Source organism: Listeria sp. ILCC792 (assembly GCF_900186135.1).
GTDB lineage: Bacteria > Bacillota > Bacilli > Lactobacillales > Listeriaceae > Listeria > Listeria goaensis.
Genome location: NZ_FYBO01000003.1, coordinates 162,609 through 187,403, shown reverse-complemented (window position 1 = coordinate 187,403; position 24,795 = coordinate 162,609). Strand labels below are relative to the sequence as shown.

Here is a 24,795-nt window from a genome sequence, read left to right as displayed (position 1 = left end):
TCGTAAAACTGGAAGGACAAATTATTAAAGCGTTAAGTGGTTTTTACTACGTGTTTCATGAAGGTACGGTCTATCAAACGAGAGCAAGAGGAAACTTTCGAAAACGAAAACTAACGCCTCTTGTTGGTGATGACGTCACTTTTCAAGCGGATAATCAGACGGACGGTTATATTTTAGATATTTTACCTCGTGAAAATGAATTAGTTCGTCCGCCTGTTGCGAACATTGATATTGCTATCCTCATTTTCTCAGCAGTGGAACCGGACTTCTCCACCAATTTAACCGACCGCTTTCTAGTTGCGATTGAAAAAGAAGATATTCGTCCGGTGATTGGCATCAGTAAGATGGATTTAGCCACAGAAGAAGAAAGAAAAGCCATTGAAAATTACCGCGATATTTATGTAAATGCTGGATACGAGGTATTTTTGACTGGGAGCGATGTTGATAAAGCTGCTATTTTGGACTTGATTCACGGAAAAACCGCGGTTATTGCGGGGCAATCGGGTGTTGGTAAGTCGACCTTTTTAAATCAATTAAATCCTGATTTAACTTTGCAGACGGGGGAAATTTCAACTTCTCTCGGCCGCGGTCGGCATACGACACGACATGTAGAGCTTTTGCCAATTGGTGATGGTTTTATCGCCGATACACCCGGATTTAGTTCCATTGAATGGGATAATTTAGAGCCTGAAAACTTACAATTTTGTTTTCCAGAAATTGAAGATCGGCGCTCTGGCTGTAAATTTCGCGGTTGTTTACATGAAAATGAACCCAATTGTGCGGTGAAAACAGCTGTTTTAGAAGATGAAATTGCCGATTTTCGTTATGAGCATTACTTACAAATTTTAACGGAATTAAAAAATAGAAAGCCGAGGTATTCATGATGGGAAAAATTGCACCTTCAATTTTAAGCGCAGACTTTGCGAATTTGGAAAAAGATATTGCCGAAGTAGAACGCTTAGGCGCCGATTATTTGCATATTGATGTGATGGACGGCCATTTTGTTCCTAATATTACGTTTGGTCCAGATGTCGTAAAAGCAATTAGACCGCGCACCAAATTGCCGCTTGACGTCCATTTAATGATTGAAAACCCAGATAACTACATTCCGCAATTTGCAAAAGCTGGCGCCGATTACATTTCTGTCCACGTTGAAGCATGCACGCACTTGCACCGCACGCTCCAACACATTCGCTCATTCGACGTGAAAGCGGCTGCCGTACTGAATCCCGCAACACCCATTGACACGCTTTTCCACGTGTTAAATGAGCTTGATATGGTTCTCTTTATGACCGTCAACCCGGGATTTGGTGGGCAAAGCTTTATTCCAGAAGTGCTAGAAAAAATCGCGGCGTTTAAAGCGTTGATTGATGAAAAAGGACTCGATATTGAAATCGAAGTGGACGGTGGCGTTAATCGTGAAACAGCTAAAGCATGCTTAGATGCTGGCGCTAATGTTTTCGTTGCTGGAAGCTACATTTATGGAAATAAAGATCGTAAAATTCCAATGGATAATCTCCGCGTTGTCGTTGGAAACTAGAAGGGGAGCAATAGGCTTAAGTACACCTATTGCTTCTTTTTTGGAAAGGAAGAAAACGATGAAAATTGTCAACATTATGGTCGGCGGTCCTGCGTCTGAACTGCCCGATTTAAAACCCTATACGAACGAAAAAAGCACTTGGCTAGGCGTCGATGGTGGGGCAAAACGCCTGCTCGATTTAAATATCCCCTTTGAAATAGCTTTAGGAGATTTCGACTCGCTAACGAAAGCGGAACTTGCCGACTTAAAAACAAAAGTAGCAGACGTACGCGTTTTTCCAGCTGAAAAAGATCAAACCGATACGGAAATCGGATTAGAAGCCGCAATTGCAATGGAGCCCAACTTGATTCGTATTTTCGGCGCGACAGGTGGCCGAATGGACCATTTACTGGCGAATTTAATGATGCTCGCACAACCAAAGTTTTTTGATGCAATTCCGCTCGTTGAAATGATTGACCGCTACAATTACATGAAAATGTATGCGCCTGGCGAGTATACGCTTGTCAAACAGGCGGACAAAAAATATGTAGCCTTTACGACCATGTCAAACGTCAGCGGTTTAACTTTAAAAGGGTTTAAATATCCGTTAGAAAATGCCGATTTCCCGTTTGGTAGGGCGCTGTCGAGCAATGAATTTAGCCAATCCAAAGCCGCTTTTTCGTTTCAAACCGGCTTGATATTAATGACACAAAGTAAGGATGAGTAAAAATGCCATTTTGGAAAAATAAAAGAAATTTAGCACTTATTTTCGGAGGACTCGCGATTTTGTTTAGCTTTTACATTGAAGTCGTCTCCGCAAAAAATGTTTTCTCAGGAAACTATTCGGCTGATTTAAAAGTGCCAATCATGCTTATGTTTATCGCAAGCATCATCTTTTTTGCGAGTTTCGTTGTTGGATACAGCTTTTTATGGCAAAAAAAATACAAAATCGCCATTCCGATTTTGGTTGTAAGCGGCGTTCCCGCCTTTATTTTCCTACATATTTTTTCAGGTATGTTTATGATTATTTGCGGAGTGCTTGCAAAATCAGTAAGTGATAATCTGCCAAAAGAGTCTGGGCATAGTTAACATTTGTTCTGTAAAAGAAATAAGTCTAAATTTAGTCATAACGCCATCTTTAAAAATGGGTTTCACTGAATTTAGGCTTATTTTTTATGTAAGTACCAGTGTTTTTTTTGTAAGCGTTTTACAAAAAGAAAAGAAAAAATGCACCGAATGGAATCGCTGCATTTATCTTGCTTCAATTAAACGCGTTCTACTTTACCAGATTTAAGCGCACGAGTAGAAACCCAAACTTTTTTCGGTTTACCATTTACGAGGATACGAACCTTTTGAAGATTAGCTTTCCAAGTACGTTTGCTTGAATTCATCGCATGCGAGCGACGGTTACCAGAACGAGATTTACGACCTGTAATTACGCATTCTTTTGCCATAACTTAACCCCTCCTTACCAGAAGTTCTCATAAGACGTTTATATCAAGACAGACAGAAAACATCTTTTGTTAATTTCATACACTAGAATAATTTATCATACCTAGATGTTTCTTGCAAGTGTTTGCGCGAAATTAGTGCTAAGTTTTTTTACTTGACAGCAGGAGGACTTGAAATTAATAAGGTGAAAAAACAGATACTTTCAATCACTCATGGATTATAGTAAAATAGATGCGAACGGATAAAAACGTAGAACGAAAGTGAAAGAATGTGTGAGGAGGAGTTAAAATGTCACTTGAAATAGAAACAAAACTCGGCAAAGTAGATATTACAGATGAAGTTATTGCAACAATTGCTGGTGGGGCGGCAGAAGAAAACTTTGGGATTGTCGGCATGGCAAGCAGACACCAAATTCGCGACGGCTTAACAGACATTTTAGGAAGAGAAAACTATACAAAAGGCGTCATCGTTAGAAAAGAAGAAGATAGCCTTCATATTGATATGTACATCATTGTTCGTTTTGGAACGAAAATTTCAGAAGTAGCCTATAACGTGCAAGATCGCGTCAAATATACTTTAGAAAAAACACTCGGTTTAATTGTTGATTCAGTTAATATTTATGTGCAGGGTGTTAAAGTGCTAAACGAGGACTAAGGAGGATTATTTAACTTGAATACTTATCAGTTAGATGGAGAAAAATGGGCAACAATGATTGCGATGGGAGCGGAAAATTTATCAAAAAATGCTGATTTTGTTGATTCTTTAAATGTTTTTCCTGTCCCAGACGGCGATACTGGAACCAATATGAATTTATCGATGACAAGTGGCGCAGTGGAAGTTTCGGCGAATGACAAAACTAATGCCGGAGCCGTCAGTGCTAATTTAGCGAAGGGACTCTTGATGGGCGCGCGAGGAAATTCTGGCGTTATTTTATCCCAACTTTTTAGAGGGTTTTCAAAAGCTGTTGAAAATAAAGAAACATTATCGCCAGAAGACTTTGCAAGAGGCTTCGCAAAAGGCGTTGAAACCGCATATAAAGCTGTTATGAAACCGGTCGAAGGAACGATTTTAACTGTCGCGCGCGAGGCGGCAAAAGCTGGCTTACAAGCTTCTTTGGAGGAAAAGGCTACGATTGAAGTGGTCTTGGCGGAAATTATTGCAAAAGGCAAAATTGCACTGGATAATACGCCAAATTTATTGCCAGTTTTAAAAGAAGTAGGCGTTGTAGATAGCGGCGGCCAAGGGCTTATGATTATTTATGAAGGATTCTACGGTGCGCTAACTGGAAAAATGGAGGTGCCAAATTATATGGCTTCCATGAATGAACTCGTCAATGCTGAACACCATAAACACGTGCAAGATTTCATGTCCACTGAGGATATTACTTACGGGTATTGCACGGAAATTATGGTGCGCATTAATGAAAATAAACCCGGACAAAAAGCATTCAATGAAGAGGAATTCCGCAATCATTTGAGTACGATGGGCGATTCGCTTTTAGTCGTTTCAGATGATGAAGTGGCAAAAGTTCATGTGCACACTGAGCATCCAGGCGATGTGTTTAATTACGGTCAAGAGTTCGGTAGCTTGATTAAAATGAAAGTGGAGAATATGCGCGAGCAGCATGATGCGATTGTCGGAAAAAATGAAGATGTGAAACCGAAAACGCCGTTTGGAATTGTGACGGTTTCAGCAGGTGACGGAATGAAAGCCCTTTTTGAAAGCCTTGGGGCAGCAAATGTACTTTCAGGCGGTCAAACGATGAACCCTAGCACAGAGGATATCGTGGCTGCAATTAAAGCGGCGAATGCTGAACAAGTTTTTGTTTTGCCAAACAATAAAAATATTTTAATGGCGGCGGATCAGGCGGCGGCATTGCTAGGCGAAGAGCATGTGCAAGTGATTCCTACGAAAACGATTCCGCAAGGTCTAGCAAGTATGCTCGCTTTCCAAGCTGATGCGGATTTCAGCACAAATGTTGGGCAGATGAAAGAGGCGATCCAAGATGTTGCCAGTGGCCAAGTGACGACAGCCGTTCGTGATACAAGCGTGTCAGGCGTGGACATTAAAAAGGGTGATTATATCGGCATGGTAGAAGGTGCGATTAAAATTAGTCAAGCTGGACTGGAAGATACGGCCGTTGAAACGCTTCGTTTAATGCTAGATGAAGATAGCGAAATTGTGACGCTTATTTTAGGCGAAGGTGTATCAGAAGAAGATGCAGCCAAAATTGAAACGCGCATCACAGAAGAGTTTAGCGATGTAGAATTTGAAATCCATGAAGGCGGACAGCCCGTTTACCCGTATATTTTTTCAGTAGAATAAAGAAAAGAGGTGCCTCGTGAAATTTAATAGTGTATTTGATGTCATTGGCCCAGTGATGATTGGCCCGTCAAGCTCCCACACAGCAGGCGCGAGCCGCATTGGCGCCATCGCAAGAAGCGTCTTTAGTGAACAGCCCGCCCAAGTTGAAATTCATCTTTATGGTTCGTTTGCTAAAACATATAAAGGACACGGCACAGATGTTGCGCTCATCGGCGGACTTCTCGGATTCTTGCCGGACGACCCGCGCATGAAAGAGTCGCCAAAACTCGCTGAAGAGTGGGGCATGCACATTCAATTCATTGAAGAAACAGAAGAAGCACCCCACCCTAACACCGTTAAACTTGTGTTGAAAAATGGGATGAAGCAGATGACGCTCGTAGGCGCCTCTATTGGCGGCGGAAAAGTAGAAATCATTCGCCTTAATGAGTTTGAACTGGAGTTTACGGGTACTGCGCCAGCACTGCTCGTGCTACATGAAGATAAATTCGGCATTATTGCCTCGGTTACGAAAATTATTGCGGATTATGAAGTCAATATTGGCGCAATGAAAGTGTCACGCAAAATAAAAGGCGATGACGCGCTCATGGTCATTGAAGTGGACCAACAAGTGGATGAATCACTTACGCTTGAAATCGCCAAACTAGACGGCATTTTCCAAGTGGCAAGTATCGTTTTGTAGGTCTTTTGGAAGGAGTTAGATAAGATGTTCCGGACAGTGAAAGAACTCGTGGACATAGCAAATCGGGAAGCGAAACCGATTTCTGAAATTATGATTGAGCGCGAAATGAACGTTTCCGGCTTAAGCCGTGCGGAAGTCACTTCGGCGATGGCAAAAAATCTTCAAGTGATGGAAGACGCCATTTTAGAAGGTGAAAAGGGCGTTCAATCCACTACAGGCTTAACTGGCGGTGACGCCGTCTTAATGAAAGAGTATATCCAAAAAGGACAGTTTTTATCCGGAGAAGTTCTTTTGGATTCTGTAGCAAAAGCGATTGCGACGAATGAGGTGAACGCGGCGATGGGAGTTATCTGCGCAACGCCCACAGCTGGCAGCGCAGGTGTTGTTCCAGGCGTTTTATTCGCGGTAAAGGAGCGCCTAAATTTAACGCACGACCAAATGGTGAACTTTTTGTTTACCGCTGGCGCATTCGGTTTCGTCGTTGCCAACAATGCGTTTATAAGCGGCGCGGCAGGTGGCTGTCAAGCAGAAGTAGGTTCGGCAAGTGCGATGGCATCAGCGGCCGTAGTTGAAGCAGCAGGCGGTACGCCCGAGCAGTCCGCCCATGCGATGGCCATGACGATGAAGAACATGCTCGGCCTTGTTTGTGACCCAGTTGCTGGCCTTGTAGAAGTACCTTGCGTCAAACGCAATGCGCTAGGTTCCTCACAAGCGATTATTTCAGCCGATATGGCGCTTGCTGGAATTGAAAGCCGAATTCCGTGTGATGAAGTCATCGAAGCGATGCACCGCGTTGGTCTTCAAATGCCTAGCAGCTTAAGAGAAACAGCAGAAGGAGGATTGGCGGCAACCCCAACCGGTCGAATGATTCAAGCGAAAATCTTCGGCCTGTCGCCAGAAGGAATCGGTGAGTAAGCTTTCGCGCATTCCACTCACAGAACTAAAAGGCATTGGTGAAGAAACCGCGAAAACGTTTCGCGAACTCGGTATCCAAACGATATATGATTTGCTTTGGAACTTCCCGTATCGATACGAAGACTATCGCATGCGGGATTTGTCCGTCGTAGAGAACGGAAGCCGCATCACCGTTTATGGCGAAGTTTTAACCGAACCAACCGTCGCTTTTTATGGTCGAAAAAAATCAAAGCTATCGTTTCGTTTATCGGCAGACGGTCAAATTTTAAAAGTCGACTTTTTTAACCAGCCCTATTTAAAAAGCAAGGTGACGCTTGGAGATGCGGTCACAATTTCCGGTAAATGGGACAAAAATCGCGCGCAAATTACGGCTAGCAAATTTCAAAGCGGCCAAAAATCTACCGAAGAGAGTTTGGAGGGCGTCTACCGTCTAAAGGGCAATATGCGCAACAAGACCATTCAAAAACATTTGAAAAATGCGTTTGAGCTATTTGGGCAGGGCATTGAAGAAATCTTGCCGCAAGAATTGCTCGACAAGTACCAATTAATCGGTCGCTACGAGGCGGTTGCCAAACTCCATTTTCCAACAAACGATGACGACTTGAAGCAGGCGCGTCGCCGAATGGTGTACGAAGAGTTTCTACTTTTCCAATTGAAGATGCAGTATTTCCGTAAAATTGAGCGCGAGCGTTCTGGTGGCATTCAGATTGACTACAATGTCGAAGAATTGCGTGCATACATTGACGCGCTGCCATTTCCGCTGACCGACGCTCAAAAACGCGTTGTCAATGAGATTTGCGGGGATTTAAAATCGCATCTGCATATGAATCGCCTCCTGCAAGGGGACGTTGGTTCTGGAAAAACGGTAGTGGCAAGCATTGCGATGTTTGCGGCGGCAAAAAGCGGCTTTCAGAGCGCGCTCATGGTACCAACAGAAATTTTAGCCGAACAACATGCGGATTCGCTTGTCGAGTTGCTTCAGCCATTCGATATTACGGTCGGACTTTTGACGAGTAGTGTGAAAGGCAAAAAGCGCAAGGAACTCTTAGCTTTACTCGAAACGGGTGAAATTGATATTTTAGTCGGGACGCATGCGCTTATTCAAGACGAAGTGATTTATCATCGCCTAGGCCTTGTCATTACTGATGAACAGCACCGCTTTGGCGTGGATCAGCGGCGCATTCTCCGCGAAAAAGGCGAGTATCCAGATGTGCTCTTTATGACGGCAACCCCAATTCCGCGGACGCTAGCGATTACGGCTTTTGGCGAAATGGACGTTTCGATTATTGATGAACTGCCAGCAGGGCGCAAAAATATTGAAACGTTTTGGGTCAAACATGACATGTTAGAACGCGTCATCGGTTTTATCGAAAAAGAAATCGAAAAAGGACATCAAGCCTACGTCATTTGTCCGCTCATCGAGGAATCGGAAAAACTAGATGTGCAAAATGCAGTCGATTTTTATAATTTACTGCAAAATAAATGGCGCGGTCGTCATACGCCAGGACTCATGCACGGAAAGCTTCTGCCGGCCGACAAAGAGACGCTCATGCGTGCTTTTTATGATAAAAAAATCGATTGCCTCGTGTCCACCACGGTTGTCGAAGTCGGCGTAAACGTGCCCAACGCGACAATGATGGTCATTTACGACGCAGATCGGTTTGGCTTGTCACAACTCCACCAATTGCGCGGACGGGTCGGCCGCGGTAGCAGTCAGTCGTATTGTATCCTGCTTGCCGATCCTAAAACCGAAGTCGGGAAAGAACGCATGACCATCATGACCGAAACGAACGACGGCTTCGTACTTAGCGAACGTGACTTAGAACTGCGCGGACCAGGCGACTTTTTTGGCAAGAAACAAAGCGGCATTCCGGAATTTAAAGTCGCAGACATGGTGCACGACTATCGCGTTTTAGAAGTAGCGCGCACAGATGCACTCGTTTTAATGACCGAAAAAAATATGCTCGAAAACCCGGAATACCAGAAACTAAACGAAATTTTAGACGAACTTGGCGTTTTTTCTGAGCAAAAGCTCGATTAGGTTTTATAGAAAAAACTTGCAAGTAAGGCGCTTTTTTTATAACATATTAGCGTACGAGTTTTTCAAAAGGTGGCAGAAGGAAAAATGTGCGTTCGTCTATTCAAAATTTAGTAGCAGGTATTAGTATCACAAAATAAAGGGATGTGTAGCCTGAATGAAAAAATATTCAAAGAAAGAGCGACAAACAAAGTTGCAAGACGTGTTAGCGTCCAACCCGTTTATTACGGATGAGGAACTTGCTACGGAATTTGATGTGAGTGTGCAAACTATCCGTCTTGACCGCGTGGCGCTCTCTATCCCAGAACTTCGCGAGCGCATCAAGCATGTTGCTAGCGAAAACTACTCAGATTCTGTGAAAAGTATCCCGCTTGAAGAAGTTATCGGCGAAATTATTGACATTAAACCAAGTAAAAGTGCCATTTCATTGTTTGATGTAAGCTCGGAACACGTGTTTAAACGAAATCAAATTGCGCGTGGTCATCATTTGTTCGCGCAAGCCAATTCGCTCGCAACAGCGGTCATTCCAAATGACTTAGCGCTCACAACGCAAGCAACGGTTAGGTTTGTTCGCCAAGTGAAACAAGGTGAGCGAGTGATTGCGAAGGCAACTGTCAGGCCGCAAACAAACGAAAGATCCATCACAATTGTAGATGTGAAAAGCTATGTGGGTGATGAAATTATTTTAAAAGGAAAGTTTGAAATGTATCACGCCACTGAAAAAAATAAAAAGGACTGACGATAATGAAAATAGCAATCGATGCAATGGGCGGTGACAATGCACCAAAAGAAATTGTTCTTGGTGTTATGCAAGCAGTAGCCCAGTTTAAAGATCTTGAGTTTCTGCTTTTTGGTGATGAAAAACAAATTTTAGAATTTTTAACGGATAAAACGCGCGTAGAGATTATACATACAGATGAAAAAATTGAAAGTGATGATGAACCAGTGCGGGCGGTCAAACGTAAGAAGAATTCTTCGATGGTGCTTGCGGCACAAGCTGTGAAAGATGGTCAAGCGGATGCTTGCATTTCAGCTGGGAACACAGGCGCGCTCATGTCCACTGGGCTTTTCGTCATTGGACGAATCAAGGGAATCGACCGGCCAGCACTAGCCCCCACTTTACCTACAATAAGTGGGAAAGGGTTTGTGATGCTTGACCTTGGCGCGAACTCGGAGGCGAAGCCTGAGCATTTGTTGCAGTTTGGGCTGATGGGTTCGGTTTATGCGGAAAAAGTGCGGAAAATCGAACGACCGCGTATTGGGCTGTTAAACATTGGTACGGAAGAAACGAAAGGGAACGAGCTGACGAAAAAAGCGTTCGCCCTCATGAAAGAACAAACGGCGTACAACTTTATCGGCAACATTGAGTCACGTGATTTGCTCATGGACGTGGCGGATGTCGTTGTAACAGACGGCTTCACGGGCAACATGGTTTTAAAAAGCCTCGAAGGCACTGGTGCGGCTTTCTTCTCGATGCTAAAAATGAGTTTGATGAACGGATTTAAAAATAAACTCGCTGCGGGCGTACTTAAAAAGGACTTGCTCGAATTGAAAGCGAAAATGGATTATAGCGAATACGGCGGTGCGTGTTTATTCGGCGTTTCAGCACCAGTTATTAAGGCGCACGGCTCGTCTAATGCGCACGGGATTTTCACAACGATTCGCCAAGCGCGCGACATGGTACAAAAAGATATGGTTGGTACGATTAAAGCCGAAATTGATAAAGGGAAATTAGGAGGAAGCGAGTCATGAGTAAAATTGCATTTGTATTTCCGGGACAAGGGTCACAAAAAGTAGGTATGGGAATGGACGTTAGAGAGGCGTATCCTGAAGCAAAACACGTGTACGACGCGGCGGACGCAAAATTAGGGTTTTCGTTAACGGACATCATTCAAGAAGGACCTATCGAACGTTTAACAAAATCAGAAAATGCACAACCTGCTTTAGTTTCAACAAGTGTTGCGATTTTACGTGCGCTTGAAACGTATGGTGTGAAAGCTGATTTTGTTGCTGGGCACAGCCTTGGCGAATATAGCGCACTAGTTGCGGCGGGCTTTTTAGATGAAGCGGATGCGGCATTTTTAGTACATGAACGTGGCAAATTGATGGAAGCGGCCGTTCCAAACGGAGCAGGTGCGATGGCGGCTGTACTTGGTCTTGATGCAGATGCAATTTCGGCTGAGCTTGCTGAAATTAGTGAGCCGGTTCAAATCGCCAACTATAATTGCCCTGGACAAATTGTTATTTCTGGTACGGCAGCGGGCATTGAAGAAGCGTCCACTCGTCTTAAAGAGCGCGGTGCGAAACGCGTCTTGCCACTTGCTGTAAGCGGGCCGTTTCATTCGGCGCTTATGAAACCAGCAGCCGAAAAATTCGGCGCAGTTCTTGATCAAGTGACATTTAAAACTGGCTTTATTCCCGTAGTAAATAATGTTGATGTGGCCTTTACGACAAATGAAGCAGACTTGCACGAAAAATTGGTTGCACAAATTTACTCACCAGTTAAATGGGAGCAAACAATTGAAGCGCTTATCGAAAAAGGCGTGGATACTTTTGTTGAAATTGGCGCTGGAAAAGTGGTTTCTGGCTTGATCAAAAAAATCAATCGCGATGTAACGGTTCTTGCGGCAGGTGACGCGGCGAGCATTCAAGAAGTTGCGCAAGCACTAAAGGGGGATTTAGCATGACATTAAAAGGAAAAGTTGCGGTTGTAACAGGTGGCTCACGTGGCATTGGTCGCGAAATCGTTTTGGCGCTTGCAAAAGAAGGCGCAAATATTTTCTTCAACTACGGCGGCCGCGCTGATGCGGCTAAGGAAACACTTGATTTAGTGAGCGAATTCGGCGTGGAAGCGGAAGCGATGAAGGCTGATGTTTCGAGTGAAGAAGAAGTGCAAGCTTTCTTTAAAGAAGTCACGAATCGTTTCGGTCGTATTGACATTTTGGTCAACAACGCTGGCATTACACGCGATAATTTACTCATGCGTATGAAAGAAGACGAATGGGACGATGTCATCAACATCAACTTAAAAGGGACATTTCTTTGCACGAAGGCAGTTGCGCGGACGATGATGAAGCAGCGCGCTGGGAAAATCATCAATATGACTTCTGTCGTTGGGATTATCGGTAACGCTGGTCAAGCGAACTACGTGGCAAGTAAAGCGGGCATGATTGGTTTGACGAAAACGACTGCGCGTGAACTAGCGCCAAGGGGTATTAACGTCAACGCTGTCGCACCTGGTTTTATCGAAACTGAAATGACCGACGAACTAGATGAAAACACAAAAGAGCTTATGCTTGCGCAAATTCCGCTCGGGGCGTATGGTAAAACGAAAGATATCGCAAATGCAGTGAAATTTTTGGCGAGTGATGAGTCTAGCTACATTACAGGTCAAGTGCTTTCTATCGACGGCGGCATGAGCATGTAAGGGATTTAATGACTTTGTCAGGAGTCTGATAAAATAATAGTTTACGCCACGCGTGAAATACTTTATAATACTTGGAGGGAGGTGAAGTAATAATGGCAGAAGTATTGGAAAAAGTTACAAAAATCATCGTTGACCGTTTAGGTGTCGAAGAATCCAAAGTAACTTTAGAAGCTTCCTTCAAAGATGATCTAGGTGCTGATTCCCTAGACGTTGTTGAACTTGTAATGGAACTTGAAGACGAATTTGGAGTTGAAATCTCTGATGACGACGCTGCTGAAATTGCTACAGTTGGTGACGCAGTGAAGTACATAGAGGCAAATGCATAATAATGTGACGAGATAAATGAGGGTGTCTTAGTCGCTTTGTTCAGGCCTCGGCGCGAGCAAAACGATTTTAGGCAGCCTCTTTTTCGACTGAGGTTCATTTTCTAAGCAGCTAAATTTAGGCTGTTTAGAAAATGAACTTGTGAATTTAACGCCGAACAGCTAGACGAATGACAATTTGTCACGACGCTAGAAAGATTTGGAGAGGAGCAAGTTGATGAATAGATGGGAAGAATTACAAGAAAGTGTGGGGTTTGACTTCGCGAATGTGGCGCTTTTGCAAACCGCATTTACACACTCTTCTTATGTGAACGAACATAGACATGAAGAATTACAAGATAACGAACGACTTGAGTTTCTAGGCGATGCCGTGCTAGAACTTACTGTTTCTGATTATTTATTTAAAAAATACCCTGATATGGCAGAAGGACAAATGACGAAAATGCGCGCTGCAATCGTGTGTGAGCCGTCGCTCGTTGAATTTGCCGAGATGGTCCATTTTTCGAAATACATTCGCTTAGGAAAAGGAGAAGAAAAAGCGGGAGGCAGAACAAGACCAGCGCTCCTCGCTGACGTTTTTGAGTCCTTTATTGGCGCACTTTATTTGGATAACGGCATTCAGGCGGTCATTCGCTTTTTAGAACGGCTTGTCTTTCCGAAAATCGATACAGGCATTTATATGCAAACGGTTGATTTTAAAACGCAGTTGCAGGAAATTGTGCAGCGGGACCGCGACGTCCTTATTCAATATGATATTTTAGGCGAAACAGGGCCAGCTCATAACAAAGCGTTTGAAGCGCAAGTTGTTGTGAACGGGCAAGTCCTCGGGAAAGGGACGGGGCGAACAAAAAAACAGGCAGAGCAAAATGCGGCAGAGTATGCGATACGGCAAGTTTTGCGCGTAGACTAGGAAGGGGGATTCTTGCGTGCTTTTAAAACGACTTGAAATGAATGGCTTTAAATCATTTGCGGACAAAGTGGCGATTGATTTTGTACCGGGTATGACGGCGGTTGTCGGGCCAAACGGAAGTGGAAAAAGTAATATTACGGAAGCGATTCGCTGGGTTCTTGGTGAGCAATCTGCGAAGAGTCTTCGCGGCGGTCGAATGGGCGATGTTATTTTTGCGGGTAGCGATACCCGTAAGCCAATCAATTTTGCGGAAGTTTCCCTCGTTTTAGACAACAACGATCATTTTTTGCCGCTTGAGTATAGCGAAGTTTATGTGACGCGGCGGATTTACCGAAACGGCGATAGCGAATTTTTGATTAACAAACAAAGTTGTCGTTTAAAAGATATTGTCGACTTATTTATGGATTCTGGGCTTGGGCGCGAATCGATGTCGATTATTTCGCAAGGGAAAATCGATGAAATTTTAAATAGTAAGCCGGAAGAGCGCCGTTCAATTTTTGAAGAGGCAGCTGGTGTTTTGAAATATAAAAACCGCAAAAAACAAGCGGAAAATAAATTGTTTGAAACGGAAGAAAATTTAAATCGCGTGCAAGATATTTTATACGAATTAGATGGGCAGCTGGAACCACTTGAAATGCAAGCTTCCATTGCCAAGGATTATTTGTATCAAGTGGAGGAACTCGAAAAGTTCGAAGTCACGCTTTTAAGTTCGGAAATTGAGACGATTACGGAAACGCTTAGTTCGTGGCGCACAAATTTTCAGGAAAATCAGACGGCGCTTATTGCACTTCGAGAAGAAACAAGCGAACTAGAAACAAGCGCTTTTGAACGAAAAGATGCTTTGCGCAAAATGGAGGAAACGCTCGAAGTGAGTCGGGCGGAGTTGTTAACGAGCACGGAGCGGTTGGAACAGCTTGAGGGCGAGCGGAATTTATTTTTAGAGCGTAAAAAGCACGGGAATGAAAATGAGCTGGCTCACGCGGAAACGCTCGAGCTTATTCAGAGTAAAATCGAGACGCTTGAGCTAGAGAAACAAGTGCTGCTTGACGCGCTGCTTGCGAAGGAAACGGCTTTTCGCGTTATGACGGAAGAAGAGGCCGCAATCACGAAAAAAATGGCGCAATACGCGGATGTTTCGGAAGAGGCGATTGAAAGCCGCAAGAGTGATTTATTTGAATTAAAATATGAACAGACGACGATTCGTAACGATTTAGGCTACATCGACCGCGAATTTGCGCAAATGGCGATACGGTTAGAAAAGCTCGAAAATGAAAATAAGAAGCATTTGACGGGGCGCACGGATTTAAATGCGGCAGAAGAAGAAACGACCAAAGCGCTTGATGAGCTGAAAGAGGCGTTAAATGAGCAACTCGAAATTTATCAGGAAGTGAAAGCGACCCTTTCGAAACAAAATGCTCGTTTTGAAACGAGCGAACGTGATCTGTACCGCCATTATGAAAAAGTGCAACAAATGAAGTCCCGTAAGGAAACGCTAGAGGAGCTCGCAGACGATTATGCTGGCTTTTACCAAGGCGTGCGTGAAGTTTTAAAAGCGAAACATGAACTTCCGGGGATTATTGGCGCATTAATTGAGCTTGTTGAAATCCCAGAAAAATACCAAAAGGCGCTTGAAATCGCGCTTTCCGCGAGTGCGCAAAATATTGTGACGGAAGATGATGCGGCGGCGCGTGCTGGAATTGGCTTTTTAAAGAAAACGCACGCTGGGCGCGCCACCTTTTTGCCGCTATCCACGATTCAGCCGCGCCATTTACCTGATGCGACGCGAAATATGATTAAAAATCAACCATCTTTCGTTGCGTTAGCGAGCGATGTGGTGAGTTATGACACGAAAATTGAACCGGTCATTTTAAATGCACTCGGAACGACAATTCTCGCGAAGGATTTAAAAGGCGCTGGGCAACTTGCAAAGCTCGTTAATTATCGCTACCGCGTCGTCACGCTTGATGGTGACGTCGTAAACGCTGGTGGTTCAATGACCGGTGGGGCGACGAAACAAGGGAAATCATCGATTATCACGCGCAAGAGTGAGCTTGAAACGCTCATGAAAACCATTGCCGAGCTCGAAACCGAAACACGCGAAAAAGAAACGGTTGTTAAAAATTTAAAGGAAAGTTTGCACAAAAAACAAGACGAGCTAGAAGAAACGCGTTTAGTTGGAGAAAACTTACGACTTCGCGAACAAGAACTTTTAGGCAAGCGAACGCGCGAACAAGAAGCGCTAGAACGCCTGAATCAGCAACTTTCCTTATACGATTTAGAAACGCAAGAATCGGCAGATGAAGAAACGCGCTTAAAGGCGAAAAAAGCCGAATTAGAACAGAAAAATGCTACTATTGAAACAAAAATTACCGAAATGGACGCCGAAATCGCCACGATGATAGAGGCAAGTAAAGTTGCCGAAAGCAAACTGAAATCCGATGAGGAAACGCTCTCCAATTTGAAAGCGAAAATTGCGGTGCAGAAATCGGAGTTTGAGCAGGCCAAAACGGACGTGAGTCGTGTCGAGGAAACGCTTCATGAAAATTATTTGCAAAAAGAAGAACTCGAAAATAAATTGCTGACACTAAAAGATAATTTAACAAACGTCTTATCGAGCGAAACGGAAGCTAGTGAGCAAATCGAACGTACGAGGTCGCAAAAAGAAGCGGTAGCCAAGCAAATTGAAACGCTGAGCAGCGAAAAAGCGGAACTTCAGGCGGAAATTGCTGATTTGGAGGCGCGTATCGCGGAGAAGAATAATCAGGCGAGTTTTTATTTAGAGCAAAAAAATAAAGCTGAAATTCAAATTGGGAAAGCGGAAGTGGACGTCAGAAATCGCACGGAGCGCTTGCAAGAGGCTTACATGTTGACGCCAGAAGCGGCCAGAGAAAAGCACATCGAAGCATTTGATATAGAAACGCTTAGAAGCAAAGTGCGGCTTTTGAAACGCTCGATTGATGAACTTGGTGTGGTGAATATTGGCGCGATTGAAGAATTTGACCGCATTAATGAGCGTCACACATTCTTGACAGGCCAGCAAGAAGACTTATTAAACGCGAAAGAAACACTGTTCCAAGTGATGGACGAAATGGACGAGGAAGTGAAAAAACGTTTTGGTGAAAGTTTTGAGGCGATTAAACATGAATTTGCCATTACATTTCCTGAACTTTTCGGCGGCGGTCGCGCGGAACTTGTGCTTCTTAACCCGGAAGATTTGCTAACAACGGGGATTGATATCGTGGCGCAACCTCCTGGCAAGAAGTTACAAAATTTATCGCTCCGCTCTGGGGGAGAACGTGCGCTAACGGCGATTGCCTTATTATTCGCGATTATTCGCGTTCGTCCAGTACCGTTTTGTATTCTGGACGAGGTGGAGGCGGCACTAGATGAGGCGAACGTGACGCGCTTTAGTCGCTATCTGAAAAATTTTGAAGCAGACACACAATTTATTGTTATCACACACCGCAAAGGAACGATGGAAGAGGCTGACGTCCTTTATGGCGTGACGATGCAAGAATCGGGTGTCTCGAAACTAGTTTCTGTTCGTCTAGAGGAAACCGCAGAATTAATCAAATAAAGGAGAACAATGCGATGACTTTTTTCAAAAAATTAAAAGAAAAAATGAGCGGTCAAAACGAGGAAACGACCGAGAAATATAAAGAAGGTTTAAGCAAAACGCGTAAAAGTTTTTCAGGAAGATTAAATGAAATCATGGCGCGCTACCGTAAAGTGGACGATGACTTTTTCGAAGACATTGAAGAAGTTTTAATTGGTGCTGACGTTGGTTTTGAAACGGTGATGGAGCTTGTTGATCAACTGAAACATGAGGTAAAACTGCGCAATATTAGCGATCCAAAAGAAGTGCAAGAGGTCATCGTTGAGAAGCTTGTTGCGATTTACGAAGGCGAGGAAGAGTTTGATGCACGTGTCAATGTGCAAAGTGACGGCTTAACGGTTATTTTATTTGTCGGGGTGAACGGTGTAGGGAAAACAACTACAATTGGCAAGCTGGCGCATAAATACAAAGAAGAAGGCAAAAAAGTCGTGCTTGCTGCGGGTGATACTTTTCGTGCTGGCGCGATTGACCAACTTGAAGTTTGGAGCGAACGCGCAGGCGTAGATATAATTAAACACGCTGAAGGCGGAGATCCAGCGGCAGTGATTTTTGATGCGGTACAATCTGCTAAGGCGAAAAATGCCGATATTTTACTTTGCGACACGGCAGGCCGACTTCAGAATAAGGTCAACCTAATGAATGAGCTCGAAAAAGTAAAGCGTGTCATCACGCGTGAAATTCCAAACGCGCCGCATGAAGTATTGCTCGTCTTAGATGCTACAACCGGACAAAATGCATTCGTGCAAGCCAAGCAATTTAAGGAAGCAACCGACGTATCTGGAATCGTGCTCACGAAACTTGACGGCACCGCGAAAGGTGGTATCGTCATTGCCATTCGAAATGAACTGGAGATTCCCGTTAAATTTGTCGGACTCGGCGAAGGCATTCACGACCTCAAGACTTTTGATGCAAACGAATATGTTTACGGACTTTTCGCCGATGTTATCGATGCAGAAAAATAAACGAAATGCGGCCTAATTCTGAGGTCGCATTTTTCGTCTGTTTAGTTGACATTCTTTGACTAAACACGTAATCTTAAAAGGGAGAAAGAGGTGTTTCGCTTGTTCGATAAAACGACTCGAATGAATTTACTATTTGATTTCTACCAAGGTTTACTCACAGAAAAACAAAAAGCGTATATTTCACTTTATTATTTAGATGATTTTTCTCTCGGTGAAATCGCTGAAGAGTTTGAAGTAAGTCGTCAAGCCGTTTACGACAATATCAAGCGAACTGAAGAAGGACTCGAAAACTACGAAAAAAAACTAGGCATGTTGGAAAAATACATTCGCCGTGAGGCACTTCTTAAAAAACTTTCCGAACAACTCGAAAAAGAACCTTTTTTTGATAAAAATATCGAACGAATGTTAACAGAATTGAAAGAAATCGATTAGGAGGAAAAAAGATGGCTTTTGAAGGATTAGCAGGCAGACTCCAAGAAACGATGAATAAAATCCGCGGAAAAGGAAAAGTTTCCGAACAAGATGTAAAAGAAATGATGCGCGAAGTCCGTTTAGCCTTACTTGAGGCAGACGTTAACTTTAAAGTGGTCAAAAACTTTATTAAAACAGTAAGTGAACGCTCAGTTGGTCAAGACGTAATGAAAAGCCTCACACCAGGCCAACAAGTCATTAAAATTGTCCAAGAAGAATTAACTAATTTAATGGGCGGTGAAGAAAGTAAAATCGCTGTGGCTGAGAAGTCACCAACAGTTGTGATGATGGTCGGTCTTCAAGGTGCCGGTAAAACGACGACAACAGGGAAACTGGCAAATTTACTCCGCAAAAAACAAAATCGCAAACCGCTTTTAGTTGCAGCAGACATCTATCGTCCAGCGGCAATTAAACAGCTTGAAACACTAGGCAAGCAACTGAACATCCCCGTTTTCTCCCTAGGGGACCAAGTGAGCCCTGTCGAAATTGCGAAACAAGCTATTGAAAAAGCGAAAGAAGAACATTTAGACTACGTAATTATCGATACAGCCGGCCGCCTTCATATCGACGCCGAATTGATGGGCGAACTAAAAGACGTCAAAGAAGTAGCCAATCCTGCAGAAATTTTACTCGTTGTGGATTCCATGACGGGGCAAGATGCGGTCAATGTCGCTGAAAGCTTCAACGAGCAACTCGGCGTAACCGGCGTTGTCCTAACCAAACTAGACGGCGATACCCGCGGTGGTGCCGCGCTTTCGATTCGCGCCGTAACCGGCAAGCCAATCAAATTTGTCGGTATGGGTGAAAAAATGGAAGCCCTAGAAACCTTCCATCCGGACCGAATGGCTTCACGAATTTTAGGAATGGGTGACGTTCTTTCTCTTATTGAAAAAGCTCAAGTTGACGTGGATCAGGAAAAAATGCGTGAAATGGAGCGGAAAATGAAAGAAAACTCCATGACGCTTGATGATTTCCTTGAACAACTAGGACAAGTGAAGCAAATGGGCCCGCTTGATGAACTCCTGAAGATGCTACCCGGCGCTAACAAAATGAAAGGCCTAGATAACATGCAAGTGGATGATAAGCAACTTGGTCATATCGAAGCCATCATTAAATCCATGACAAAAATGGAAAAAGACAATCCAGATATCATTAACGCAAGTCGCAGAAAACGAATTGCAAGAGGAAGTGGCCGTCCAATTCAGGAAATAAACCGCCTCCTCAAACAGTTCAATGAAATGAAAAAAATGATGAAACAAATGTCCGGCGGCATGGGCGGAAAAGGTAAAAAAGGGAAAAATCCATTTGGTAATTTTAAAATGCCGTTTTAAAAATCTTAAAGCAAAAGAGCTTGGGACATAATCAGATTTTTCCCTCTATAAAAGGAAAAATAAAAAAGCATAAATCCAGTAATAATACCATCTTTTAAAATGGGTTTTACTGGGTTTATGCTTATTTTTTATTTATGTTCCAGATTCTTTGCTTGTAAAGCAGGATCGCCAATTCGATATTTGGGAATGTACCATTATTTAGTAAGTTTGTTGATTTGAGAGTACTAAAACAACTAGGCGCTGATGCAGACATGGGCAAAAGTTTTACAGTAGCTAAAATTCTGAGAGTACTAAAACACCGTATGTGTTTTTAGGTCAAAAGTTACAGTTTTACAGTAGCTAAAATTCTGAGAGTACTAAAACCTTGCCAATACAAACCTTTGTCCGTCAATTGTTTTACAGTAGCTAAAATTCTGAGAGTACTAAAACAAATTTTTCAAAATGAAATCGTCCGAGTAAGTTTTACAGTAGCTAAAATTCTGAGAGTACTAAAACATAAAATCACATCTGATGATAGCGGAAGAAGTTTTACAGTAGCTAAAATTCTGAGAGTACTAAAACACCGCATAGGTACCTAAAGCGACCGAACCAGTTTTACAGTAGCTAAAATTCTGAGAGTACTAAAACCGGAAGATGGATTTTACATCGTATAAGACAGTTTTACAGTAGCTAAAATTCTGAGAGTACTAAAACAAAATCAATGAGTGATACTGAAAAAAAATTGTTTTACAGTAGCTAAAATTCTGAGAGTACTAAAACAGGAACGAAATGCGGCACTTGAACATATCTGTTTTACAGTAGCTAAAATTCTGAGAGTACTAAAACATATACATCGTCCCAAGAACTGCCTAATTCGTTTTACAGTAGCTAAAATTCTGAGAGTACTAAAACAAATTGCTAATATCTTCATCGTTGTAACTTGTTTTACAGTAGCTAAAATTCTGAGAGTACTAAAACGAAATCTGTTGGGGTAGCATCAACGGAATTGTTTTACAGTAGCTAAAATTCTGAGAGTACTAAAACCGTCGATTAGGTCACAACACTATCGTCACGGTTTTACAGTAGCTAAAATTCTGAGAGTACTAAAACTTATGGTTAAAGGCATTATAAAAACAAACCGTTTTACAGTAGCTAAAATTCTGAGAGTACTAAAACTGCCAAATCTAGTTATACAGGATATAAATATGTTTTACAGTAGCTAAAATTCTGAGAGTACTAAAACACATCGACAGGAAGTTGACTGACGAGGAAAGTTTTACAGTAGCTAAAATTCTGAGAGTACTAAAACCTCAAATTCGTCAATTTAAGGTTCTATAAACTACTTTATTTTTATTATAACACAGAATATATTGGATTTTCTATTCGCTAAATTGTATAATTTGATTAGTACACAAGGTGAGAGGAGATCATCATATGAGAAAATTGGTTTTAGGCCTAGATATTGGTGTTGCTTCAGTAGGATGGGGAATTATAGACGCTACAAATGGGGAAGTAATAGATACTGGGGTAAGATTATTTAGTAGTCGGGACGCTTCAGCTAATGAAGATAGGAGAATTAACCGTCAATCTAGACGCTTAACTAGACGTAAAAAGCATCGAAGAGAAAGAATTAAACATTTACTTATGGAAAATGGTATAAGTACTTGTAATAAAGTGAATGAAAACCCTTACGAGTTAAGAGTGAAGGGGCTACATGAAGAACTAGAAGTATCAGAAATTTATACTGCACTAATGCACTTAGCTAAACGCCGAGGGATTTCTTATTTAGATGATGTAATTGAAGAAGGTGCAATCAAATCTGAGCATTTAAAGGAAAATATGAAAGAATTAGAAAGTGGAAAATTACCTTGCGAAATACAGTTGGAACGTTTTGAGAAATATGGTCAAGTTCGAGGGATTATAGAAATTGAAGATCATACAGATAATAGTAGTTTTCTTGTTAACATTTTCCCGACAAAAAGTTATATCGATGAGGCTAGAAAGATTTTATCTACGCAACAAGCTTTTCATAAACAAATAACGGATGATTTCATCAATAAATTTATAGAAATTATGACTTCTAAACGAGAATATTTCATTGGTCCTGGAAATGAAAATAGCAGAACTGATTATGGTGTTTATCGAACGAATGGAGAAACGTGGGATAATTTATTTGAAATACTTATTGGGAAATGCAGTGTTTTCCCTGAGGAAACTCGAGCTGCACGTTCGTCGTACGTAGCACAAGAATTTAATCTATTAAATGATTTAAATAATTTGAAGATTTCTGGTTTAGAATCGGGTAAATTATCAAAAGATCACAAACATGACATCATCAATAAGGTAAAGAATAGCAAAAAGATGGGTACAAAAGATTTATTAAAGTATATTGCATCAATTTGCGACTGCGAAATAGAGGACATACAAGGTTATGGAATTGATAAGAATAGGAAACCTAAAATGCATACTTTTGAAAATTATCGTAAAGTACATAATGCATTAATTGATGCGGAAGTGGATATGCGGCTTTCTGAGGATGATTATGATGAACTCATGAAGATTATGACACTCAATTCAGAAACACTTGAAATTAAAAAGCAATGCAATGAGAAGCTACCTAATATTAAAGCAGAATACTTAGAAGTTTGTTTGCAATTAAATAAAAAAGGTGCTTTTTCAGGTTGGCATTCACTATCTTTAAAGGCTATGAAAGCAATGATTCCAGAATTATATGAAACAAGTAAAAATCAAATGCAAATTATCCACACAATGCAGTTAAGCAAAGTGAAAATACATTCTTTGAAACAAGAAAAATATATTAATAGTGATGCAATTCTTAAAGAGATTTATAATCCAATTGCGGCTAGAAGTATTAGGCAAACAATTAAAGTCACGAATGCGATTTTAAAAAAACATGGTGAATTGGATAGTGTTATTATCGAAATGCCTAGAGAATATCAGACAAGTGAAGAAGAAAAAAAGATGATTGAAAAGTTCCAAAGAGAAAATGAAAAAGAGAAGAAAGCAGCTTTAATACGAGCAAGGGAAGAATATGCTTTTCCAGATGAAGCTTTTCGGAATCACAAAGAACTAGCAACAAAGCTGCGGTTATGGTATCAGCAAGATCAATTCTGTTTATATAGTGGTAAAAGGATATCGATTGTAGATTTAGTCCGTGAACATAACATGTTTGAGGTTGACCATATTATTCCTCAGTCGATTTCTTTAGACGATAGTTTGAATAATAAAGTACTTTGCTTTTCAGGGGAAAATCAAAGAAAAGGTCAGCAAACACCATTTTATTATTATAAAAGTAAGTCAGGAAATTGGACTTATGAGCAGTATAAACAATCTGTTGAAAAACTATTTCAAAATAAGAAAATCTCGAATAAAAAGAAAGAACTCCTATTATTTGAAGAAGATATTAATAAATGGGATGTTAGGAGAGGTTTTATTGCTCGTAATCTTGTGGATACACGTTATGCTTCAAGGGTAGTCTTAAATAGTTTCCAACAATATTTTAGTAATCGAGATATGAATACTAAAGTTAAGGTCGTACGAGGTAAGTTTACCTCCCAACTTAGAAAAAAATGGGGGATTTCTAAAAATCGAAATGAAAGCCATTCACATCATGCTGTTGATGCGCTAATTGTTGCAGCAACTGCTAATTTACGTCTTTGGAAGAGAGCATCTACAGGAGTCTCAGACGAAGGGAAACTTTACGATAAAGAAACAGGTGAAATTGTACCATTTGAAAAGCTAACAATAGATGAATACAATAAAATGATGAATAAAGAGCCGTTTTTGAACTTTAAAACAAGTTTGCAAGGCATTGAAGAACGCGTTAAATACTCTTACAAAGTAAGTAAGAAAGCAAATCGTAAAATTAGTGATGCGACAATTTATTCGACTCGTGAATGGGAAGGTGCCGAATATGTTGTTGGCAAAATTAAAAACATTTATGATACGAAAACATATGTTGACCAATTTAAGAAACGTTACATTAAAAATAAGGAAAAATTTTTAATGTATCAACATGATCCACAAACATTTGCTATTCTTGAAGAAATTATGAACACATATCCTGATGCTGACAACCCGTTTTTAGCCTATAAAAAAGAACATGGATTGATTCGGAAATATTCTAAAAAGGGGAAGGGCGCACCAGTGACAAGCTTGAAATTTATTGATAATGCTTTGGGACAGAAAATAGATATAACTGATAAAAATAAAGCAGCGTTGCCGAAAAATAAAAAAGTTGTGTTGCAATCAATTACTCCTTATCGTGCAGATGTTTATTATGATGAAGTGAAAAATCAATTTTATTTAATCGGTGTTAAATATAGCTTGTTTTCATTTTCAAAGCAAGGATATTTGATTGATGGAAAGGCTTACCAAGAACTCTTGGAGAATGCGCAAATTTACGATGAAATGAAGTTCTGTTTCAGCTTATATCGTGAAGATATTATTGAATTTGGTGAAGATACTAGTAGCTTACAACGTTATCGTTTTTGGTCGAAAAGTGAAAGTGGTAAGAATCGTATAGAGGTAAAACCCATAGAGAAGGCCGAATATCCAAAGCAAACAATGCCAACTATTACCAAAAAAACAAGAGTTTTTAACAAATATCAAACGGATGTGCTTGGTAATTTATTTAAAGTTGAAAAAGAAAAAGATCCGCGAATAACATTGAGTAATATCGTGAAAATTAAATAAAGTTCTTGACTTTTTAGCGATAGGGAGATAAAATGAAAATGCAAGGACGCTTGCTACAGTAGCTAAAATTCTGAGAACCTACTGAAATAAGGCTTTATGCCGAAATCGCTCTCCCATTTTATGGGGGAGTTT

General features: G+C 41.5%; 21 protein-coding genes and 1 CRISPR repeat array. Of the genes, 20 read left to right on the top strand and 1 reads right to left on the bottom strand.

What is annotated here, in order from left to right; genetic code table 11:
• Nucleotides 1–8: 8 nt before the first annotated feature.
• Genes rsgA through CFS60_RS05655 form a run of 4 tightly spaced genes read left to right on the top strand, consistent with a single transcriptional unit; the run spans nucleotide 9 to nucleotide 2,608 of the window.
• On the top strand, nucleotides 9–884 hold the full coding sequence (rsgA, locus tag CFS60_RS05670; protein ID WP_088816261.1) for a ribosome small subunit-dependent GTPase A: 876 nt from the start codon (nucleotides 9–11) through the stop codon (nucleotides 882–884).
• Nucleotides 884–1,540 (top strand): ribulose-phosphate 3-epimerase, encoded by a 657-nt coding sequence (gene rpe / locus CFS60_RS05665; RefSeq protein ID WP_088809510.1) that lies wholly within the window; start codon nucleotides 884–886, stop codon nucleotides 1,538–1,540. Before rsgA ends, rpe begins: the two co-directional genes overlap by 1 nt.
• Before the next feature lie 58 nt (nucleotides 1,541–1,598).
• Entirely contained in the window at nucleotides 1,599–2,246 is a 648-nt protein-coding gene (locus CFS60_RS05660; protein ID WP_088809511.1) for a thiamine diphosphokinase, read from the top strand.
• A 2-nt stretch (nucleotides 2,247–2,248) separates the two neighbouring features.
• Nucleotides 2,249–2,608, top strand: coding sequence for a hypothetical protein (locus CFS60_RS05655; RefSeq protein ID WP_088838966.1), 360 nt, complete (start codon nucleotides 2,249–2,251; stop codon nucleotides 2,606–2,608).
• 176 nt (nucleotides 2,609–2,784) lie between these two features.
• Here CFS60_RS05655 and rpmB read toward each other — a convergent pair whose 3' ends face one another.
• Nucleotides 2,785–2,973 (bottom strand): 50S ribosomal protein L28, encoded by a 189-nt coding sequence (rpmB, locus tag CFS60_RS05650; RefSeq protein ID WP_036096174.1) that lies wholly within the window; start codon nucleotides 2,971–2,973, stop codon nucleotides 2,785–2,787.
• Between the two features lie 286 nt (nucleotides 2,974–3,259).
• On the opposite strand from rpmB, the gene CFS60_RS05645 reads away from it, so the two are divergent.
• From CFS60_RS05645 to cas9, 16 genes are all read left to right on the top strand, one after another.
• A complete protein-coding gene (locus tag CFS60_RS05645) occupies nucleotides 3,260–3,625 on the top strand; it encodes an Asp23/Gls24 family envelope stress response protein (protein ID WP_088809513.1) in 366 nt (121 codons plus the stop codon).
• A 15-nt stretch (nucleotides 3,626–3,640) separates the two neighbouring features.
• Nucleotides 3,641–5,296 (top strand): DAK2 domain-containing protein, encoded by a 1,656-nt coding sequence (locus tag CFS60_RS05640; protein WP_088809514.1) that lies wholly within the window; start codon nucleotides 3,641–3,643, stop codon nucleotides 5,294–5,296.
• Nucleotides 5,297–5,312: 16 nt separating this feature from the next.
• Nucleotides 5,313–5,975, top strand: a complete 663-nt coding sequence (sdaAB, locus tag CFS60_RS05635; RefSeq protein WP_088809515.1) for an L-serine ammonia-lyase, iron-sulfur-dependent subunit beta — start codon at nucleotides 5,313–5,315, stop codon at nucleotides 5,973–5,975.
• A gap of 24 nt (nucleotides 5,976–5,999) precedes the next feature.
• Nucleotides 6,000–6,890 (top strand): L-serine ammonia-lyase, iron-sulfur-dependent, subunit alpha, encoded by an 891-nt coding sequence (gene sdaAA, locus CFS60_RS05630; RefSeq protein WP_088809516.1) that lies wholly within the window; start codon nucleotides 6,000–6,002, stop codon nucleotides 6,888–6,890.
• The gene (gene recG, locus CFS60_RS05625) at nucleotides 6,883–8,931 is read left to right on the top strand and encodes an ATP-dependent DNA helicase RecG (protein WP_088809517.1); all 2,049 of its coding nucleotides are present in this window, start codon (nucleotides 6,883–6,885) and stop codon (nucleotides 8,929–8,931) included. The genes sdaAA and recG overlap by 8 nt, the downstream gene beginning before the upstream one ends.
• A gap of 154 nt (nucleotides 8,932–9,085) precedes the next feature.
• Nucleotides 9,086–9,667, top strand: coding sequence for a transcription factor FapR (gene fapR, locus CFS60_RS05620; protein ID WP_088809518.1), 582 nt, complete (start codon nucleotides 9,086–9,088; stop codon nucleotides 9,665–9,667).
• Between the two features lie 5 nt (nucleotides 9,668–9,672).
• Entirely contained in the window at nucleotides 9,673–10,680 is a 1,008-nt protein-coding gene (gene plsX / locus CFS60_RS05615) for a phosphate acyltransferase PlsX (protein WP_088809519.1), read from the top strand.
• On the top strand, nucleotides 10,677–11,615 hold the full coding sequence (gene fabD, locus CFS60_RS05610; RefSeq protein ID WP_088809520.1) for an ACP S-malonyltransferase: 939 nt from the start codon (nucleotides 10,677–10,679) through the stop codon (nucleotides 11,613–11,615). Before plsX ends, fabD begins: the two co-directional genes overlap by 4 nt.
• Complete coding sequence (gene fabG, locus CFS60_RS05605) at nucleotides 11,612–12,355, top strand: 3-oxoacyl-[acyl-carrier-protein] reductase (RefSeq protein ID WP_088809521.1); 744 nt, start codon at nucleotides 11,612–11,614, stop codon at nucleotides 12,353–12,355. Before fabD ends, fabG begins: the two co-directional genes overlap by 4 nt.
• Before the next feature lie 92 nt (nucleotides 12,356–12,447).
• Complete coding sequence (locus CFS60_RS05600; protein WP_007476458.1) at nucleotides 12,448–12,681, top strand: acyl carrier protein; 234 nt, start codon at nucleotides 12,448–12,450, stop codon at nucleotides 12,679–12,681.
• Between the two features lie 214 nt (nucleotides 12,682–12,895).
• Complete coding sequence (gene rnc / locus CFS60_RS05595) at nucleotides 12,896–13,588, top strand: ribonuclease III (RefSeq protein WP_088809522.1); 693 nt, start codon at nucleotides 12,896–12,898, stop codon at nucleotides 13,586–13,588.
• A gap of 16 nt (nucleotides 13,589–13,604) precedes the next feature.
• Nucleotides 13,605–17,165, top strand: a complete 3,561-nt coding sequence (gene smc, locus CFS60_RS05590; RefSeq protein WP_088838965.1) for a chromosome segregation protein SMC — start codon at nucleotides 13,605–13,607, stop codon at nucleotides 17,163–17,165.
• A gap of 14 nt (nucleotides 17,166–17,179) precedes the next feature.
• Nucleotides 17,180–18,166, top strand: a complete 987-nt coding sequence (gene ftsY, locus CFS60_RS05585) for a signal recognition particle-docking protein FtsY (RefSeq protein ID WP_208611162.1) — start codon at nucleotides 17,180–17,182, stop codon at nucleotides 18,164–18,166.
• Between the two features lie 99 nt (nucleotides 18,167–18,265).
• Nucleotides 18,266–18,598 (top strand): putative DNA-binding protein, encoded by a 333-nt coding sequence (locus CFS60_RS05580; protein WP_088809525.1) that lies wholly within the window; start codon nucleotides 18,266–18,268, stop codon nucleotides 18,596–18,598.
• A gap of 11 nt (nucleotides 18,599–18,609) precedes the next feature.
• Nucleotides 18,610–19,968 carry a signal recognition particle protein gene (gene ffh / locus CFS60_RS05575; RefSeq protein ID WP_088809526.1) on the top strand — a complete coding sequence of 453 codons (1,359 nt, stop codon included), beginning with the start codon at nucleotides 18,610–18,612 and terminating at the stop codon, nucleotides 19,966–19,968.
• Nucleotides 19,969–20,163: 195 nt separating this feature from the next.
• Nucleotides 20,164–21,256: direct repeats of the CRISPR family, unit length 36 nt; unit sequence GTTTTACAGTAGCTAAAATTCTGAGAGTACTAAAAC.
• A 125-nt stretch (nucleotides 21,257–21,381) separates the two neighbouring features.
• Complete coding sequence (cas9, locus tag CFS60_RS05570; RefSeq protein ID WP_088825434.1) at nucleotides 21,382–24,663, top strand: type II CRISPR RNA-guided endonuclease Cas9; 3,282 nt, start codon at nucleotides 21,382–21,384, stop codon at nucleotides 24,661–24,663.
• Nucleotides 24,664–24,795: the final 132 nt, after the last annotated feature.

Bases quoted from the DNA above. Each gene is read 5' to 3' on its own strand.
- CFS60_RS05660 (WP_088809511.1), top strand. From the start codon at position 1,599: ATGAAAATTGTCAACATTATGGTCGGCGGTCCTGCGTCTGAACTGCCC.
- CFS60_RS05645 (WP_088809513.1), top strand. From the start codon at position 3,260: ATGTCACTTGAAATAGAAACAAAACTCGGCAAAGTAGATATTACAGAT.
- fapR (WP_088809518.1), top strand. From the start codon at position 9,086: ATGAAAAAATATTCAAAGAAAGAGCGACAAACAAAGTTGCAAGACGTG.
- CFS60_RS05600 (WP_007476458.1), top strand. From the start codon at position 12,448: ATGGCAGAAGTATTGGAAAAAGTTACAAAAATCATCGTTGACCGTTTA.
- fabG (WP_088809521.1), top strand. From the start codon at position 11,612: ATGACATTAAAAGGAAAAGTTGCGGTTGTAACAGGTGGCTCACGTGGC.
- sdaAA (WP_088809516.1), top strand. From the start codon at position 6,000: ATGTTCCGGACAGTGAAAGAACTCGTGGACATAGCAAATCGGGAAGCG.
- rpmB (WP_036096174.1), bottom strand. From the start codon at position 2,973: ATGGCAAAAGAATGCGTAATTACAGGTCGTAAATCTCGTTCTGGTAAC.
- rpe (WP_088809510.1), top strand. From the start codon at position 884: ATGGGAAAAATTGCACCTTCAATTTTAAGCGCAGACTTTGCGAATTTG.
- fabD (WP_088809520.1), top strand. From the start codon at position 10,677: ATGAGTAAAATTGCATTTGTATTTCCGGGACAAGGGTCACAAAAAGTA.
- plsX (WP_088809519.1), top strand. From the start codon at position 9,673: ATGAAAATAGCAATCGATGCAATGGGCGGTGACAATGCACCAAAAGAA.
- rnc (WP_088809522.1), top strand. From the start codon at position 12,896: ATGAATAGATGGGAAGAATTACAAGAAAGTGTGGGGTTTGACTTCGCG.
- CFS60_RS05655 (WP_088838966.1), top strand. From the start codon at position 2,249: ATGCCATTTTGGAAAAATAAAAGAAATTTAGCACTTATTTTCGGAGGA.
- ftsY (WP_208611162.1), top strand. From the start codon at position 17,180: ATGACTTTTTTCAAAAAATTAAAAGAAAAAATGAGCGGTCAAAACGAG.
- ffh (WP_088809526.1), top strand. From the start codon at position 18,610: ATGGCTTTTGAAGGATTAGCAGGCAGACTCCAAGAAACGATGAATAAA.
- cas9 (WP_088825434.1), top strand. From the start codon at position 21,382: ATGAGAAAATTGGTTTTAGGCCTAGATATTGGTGTTGCTTCAGTAGGA.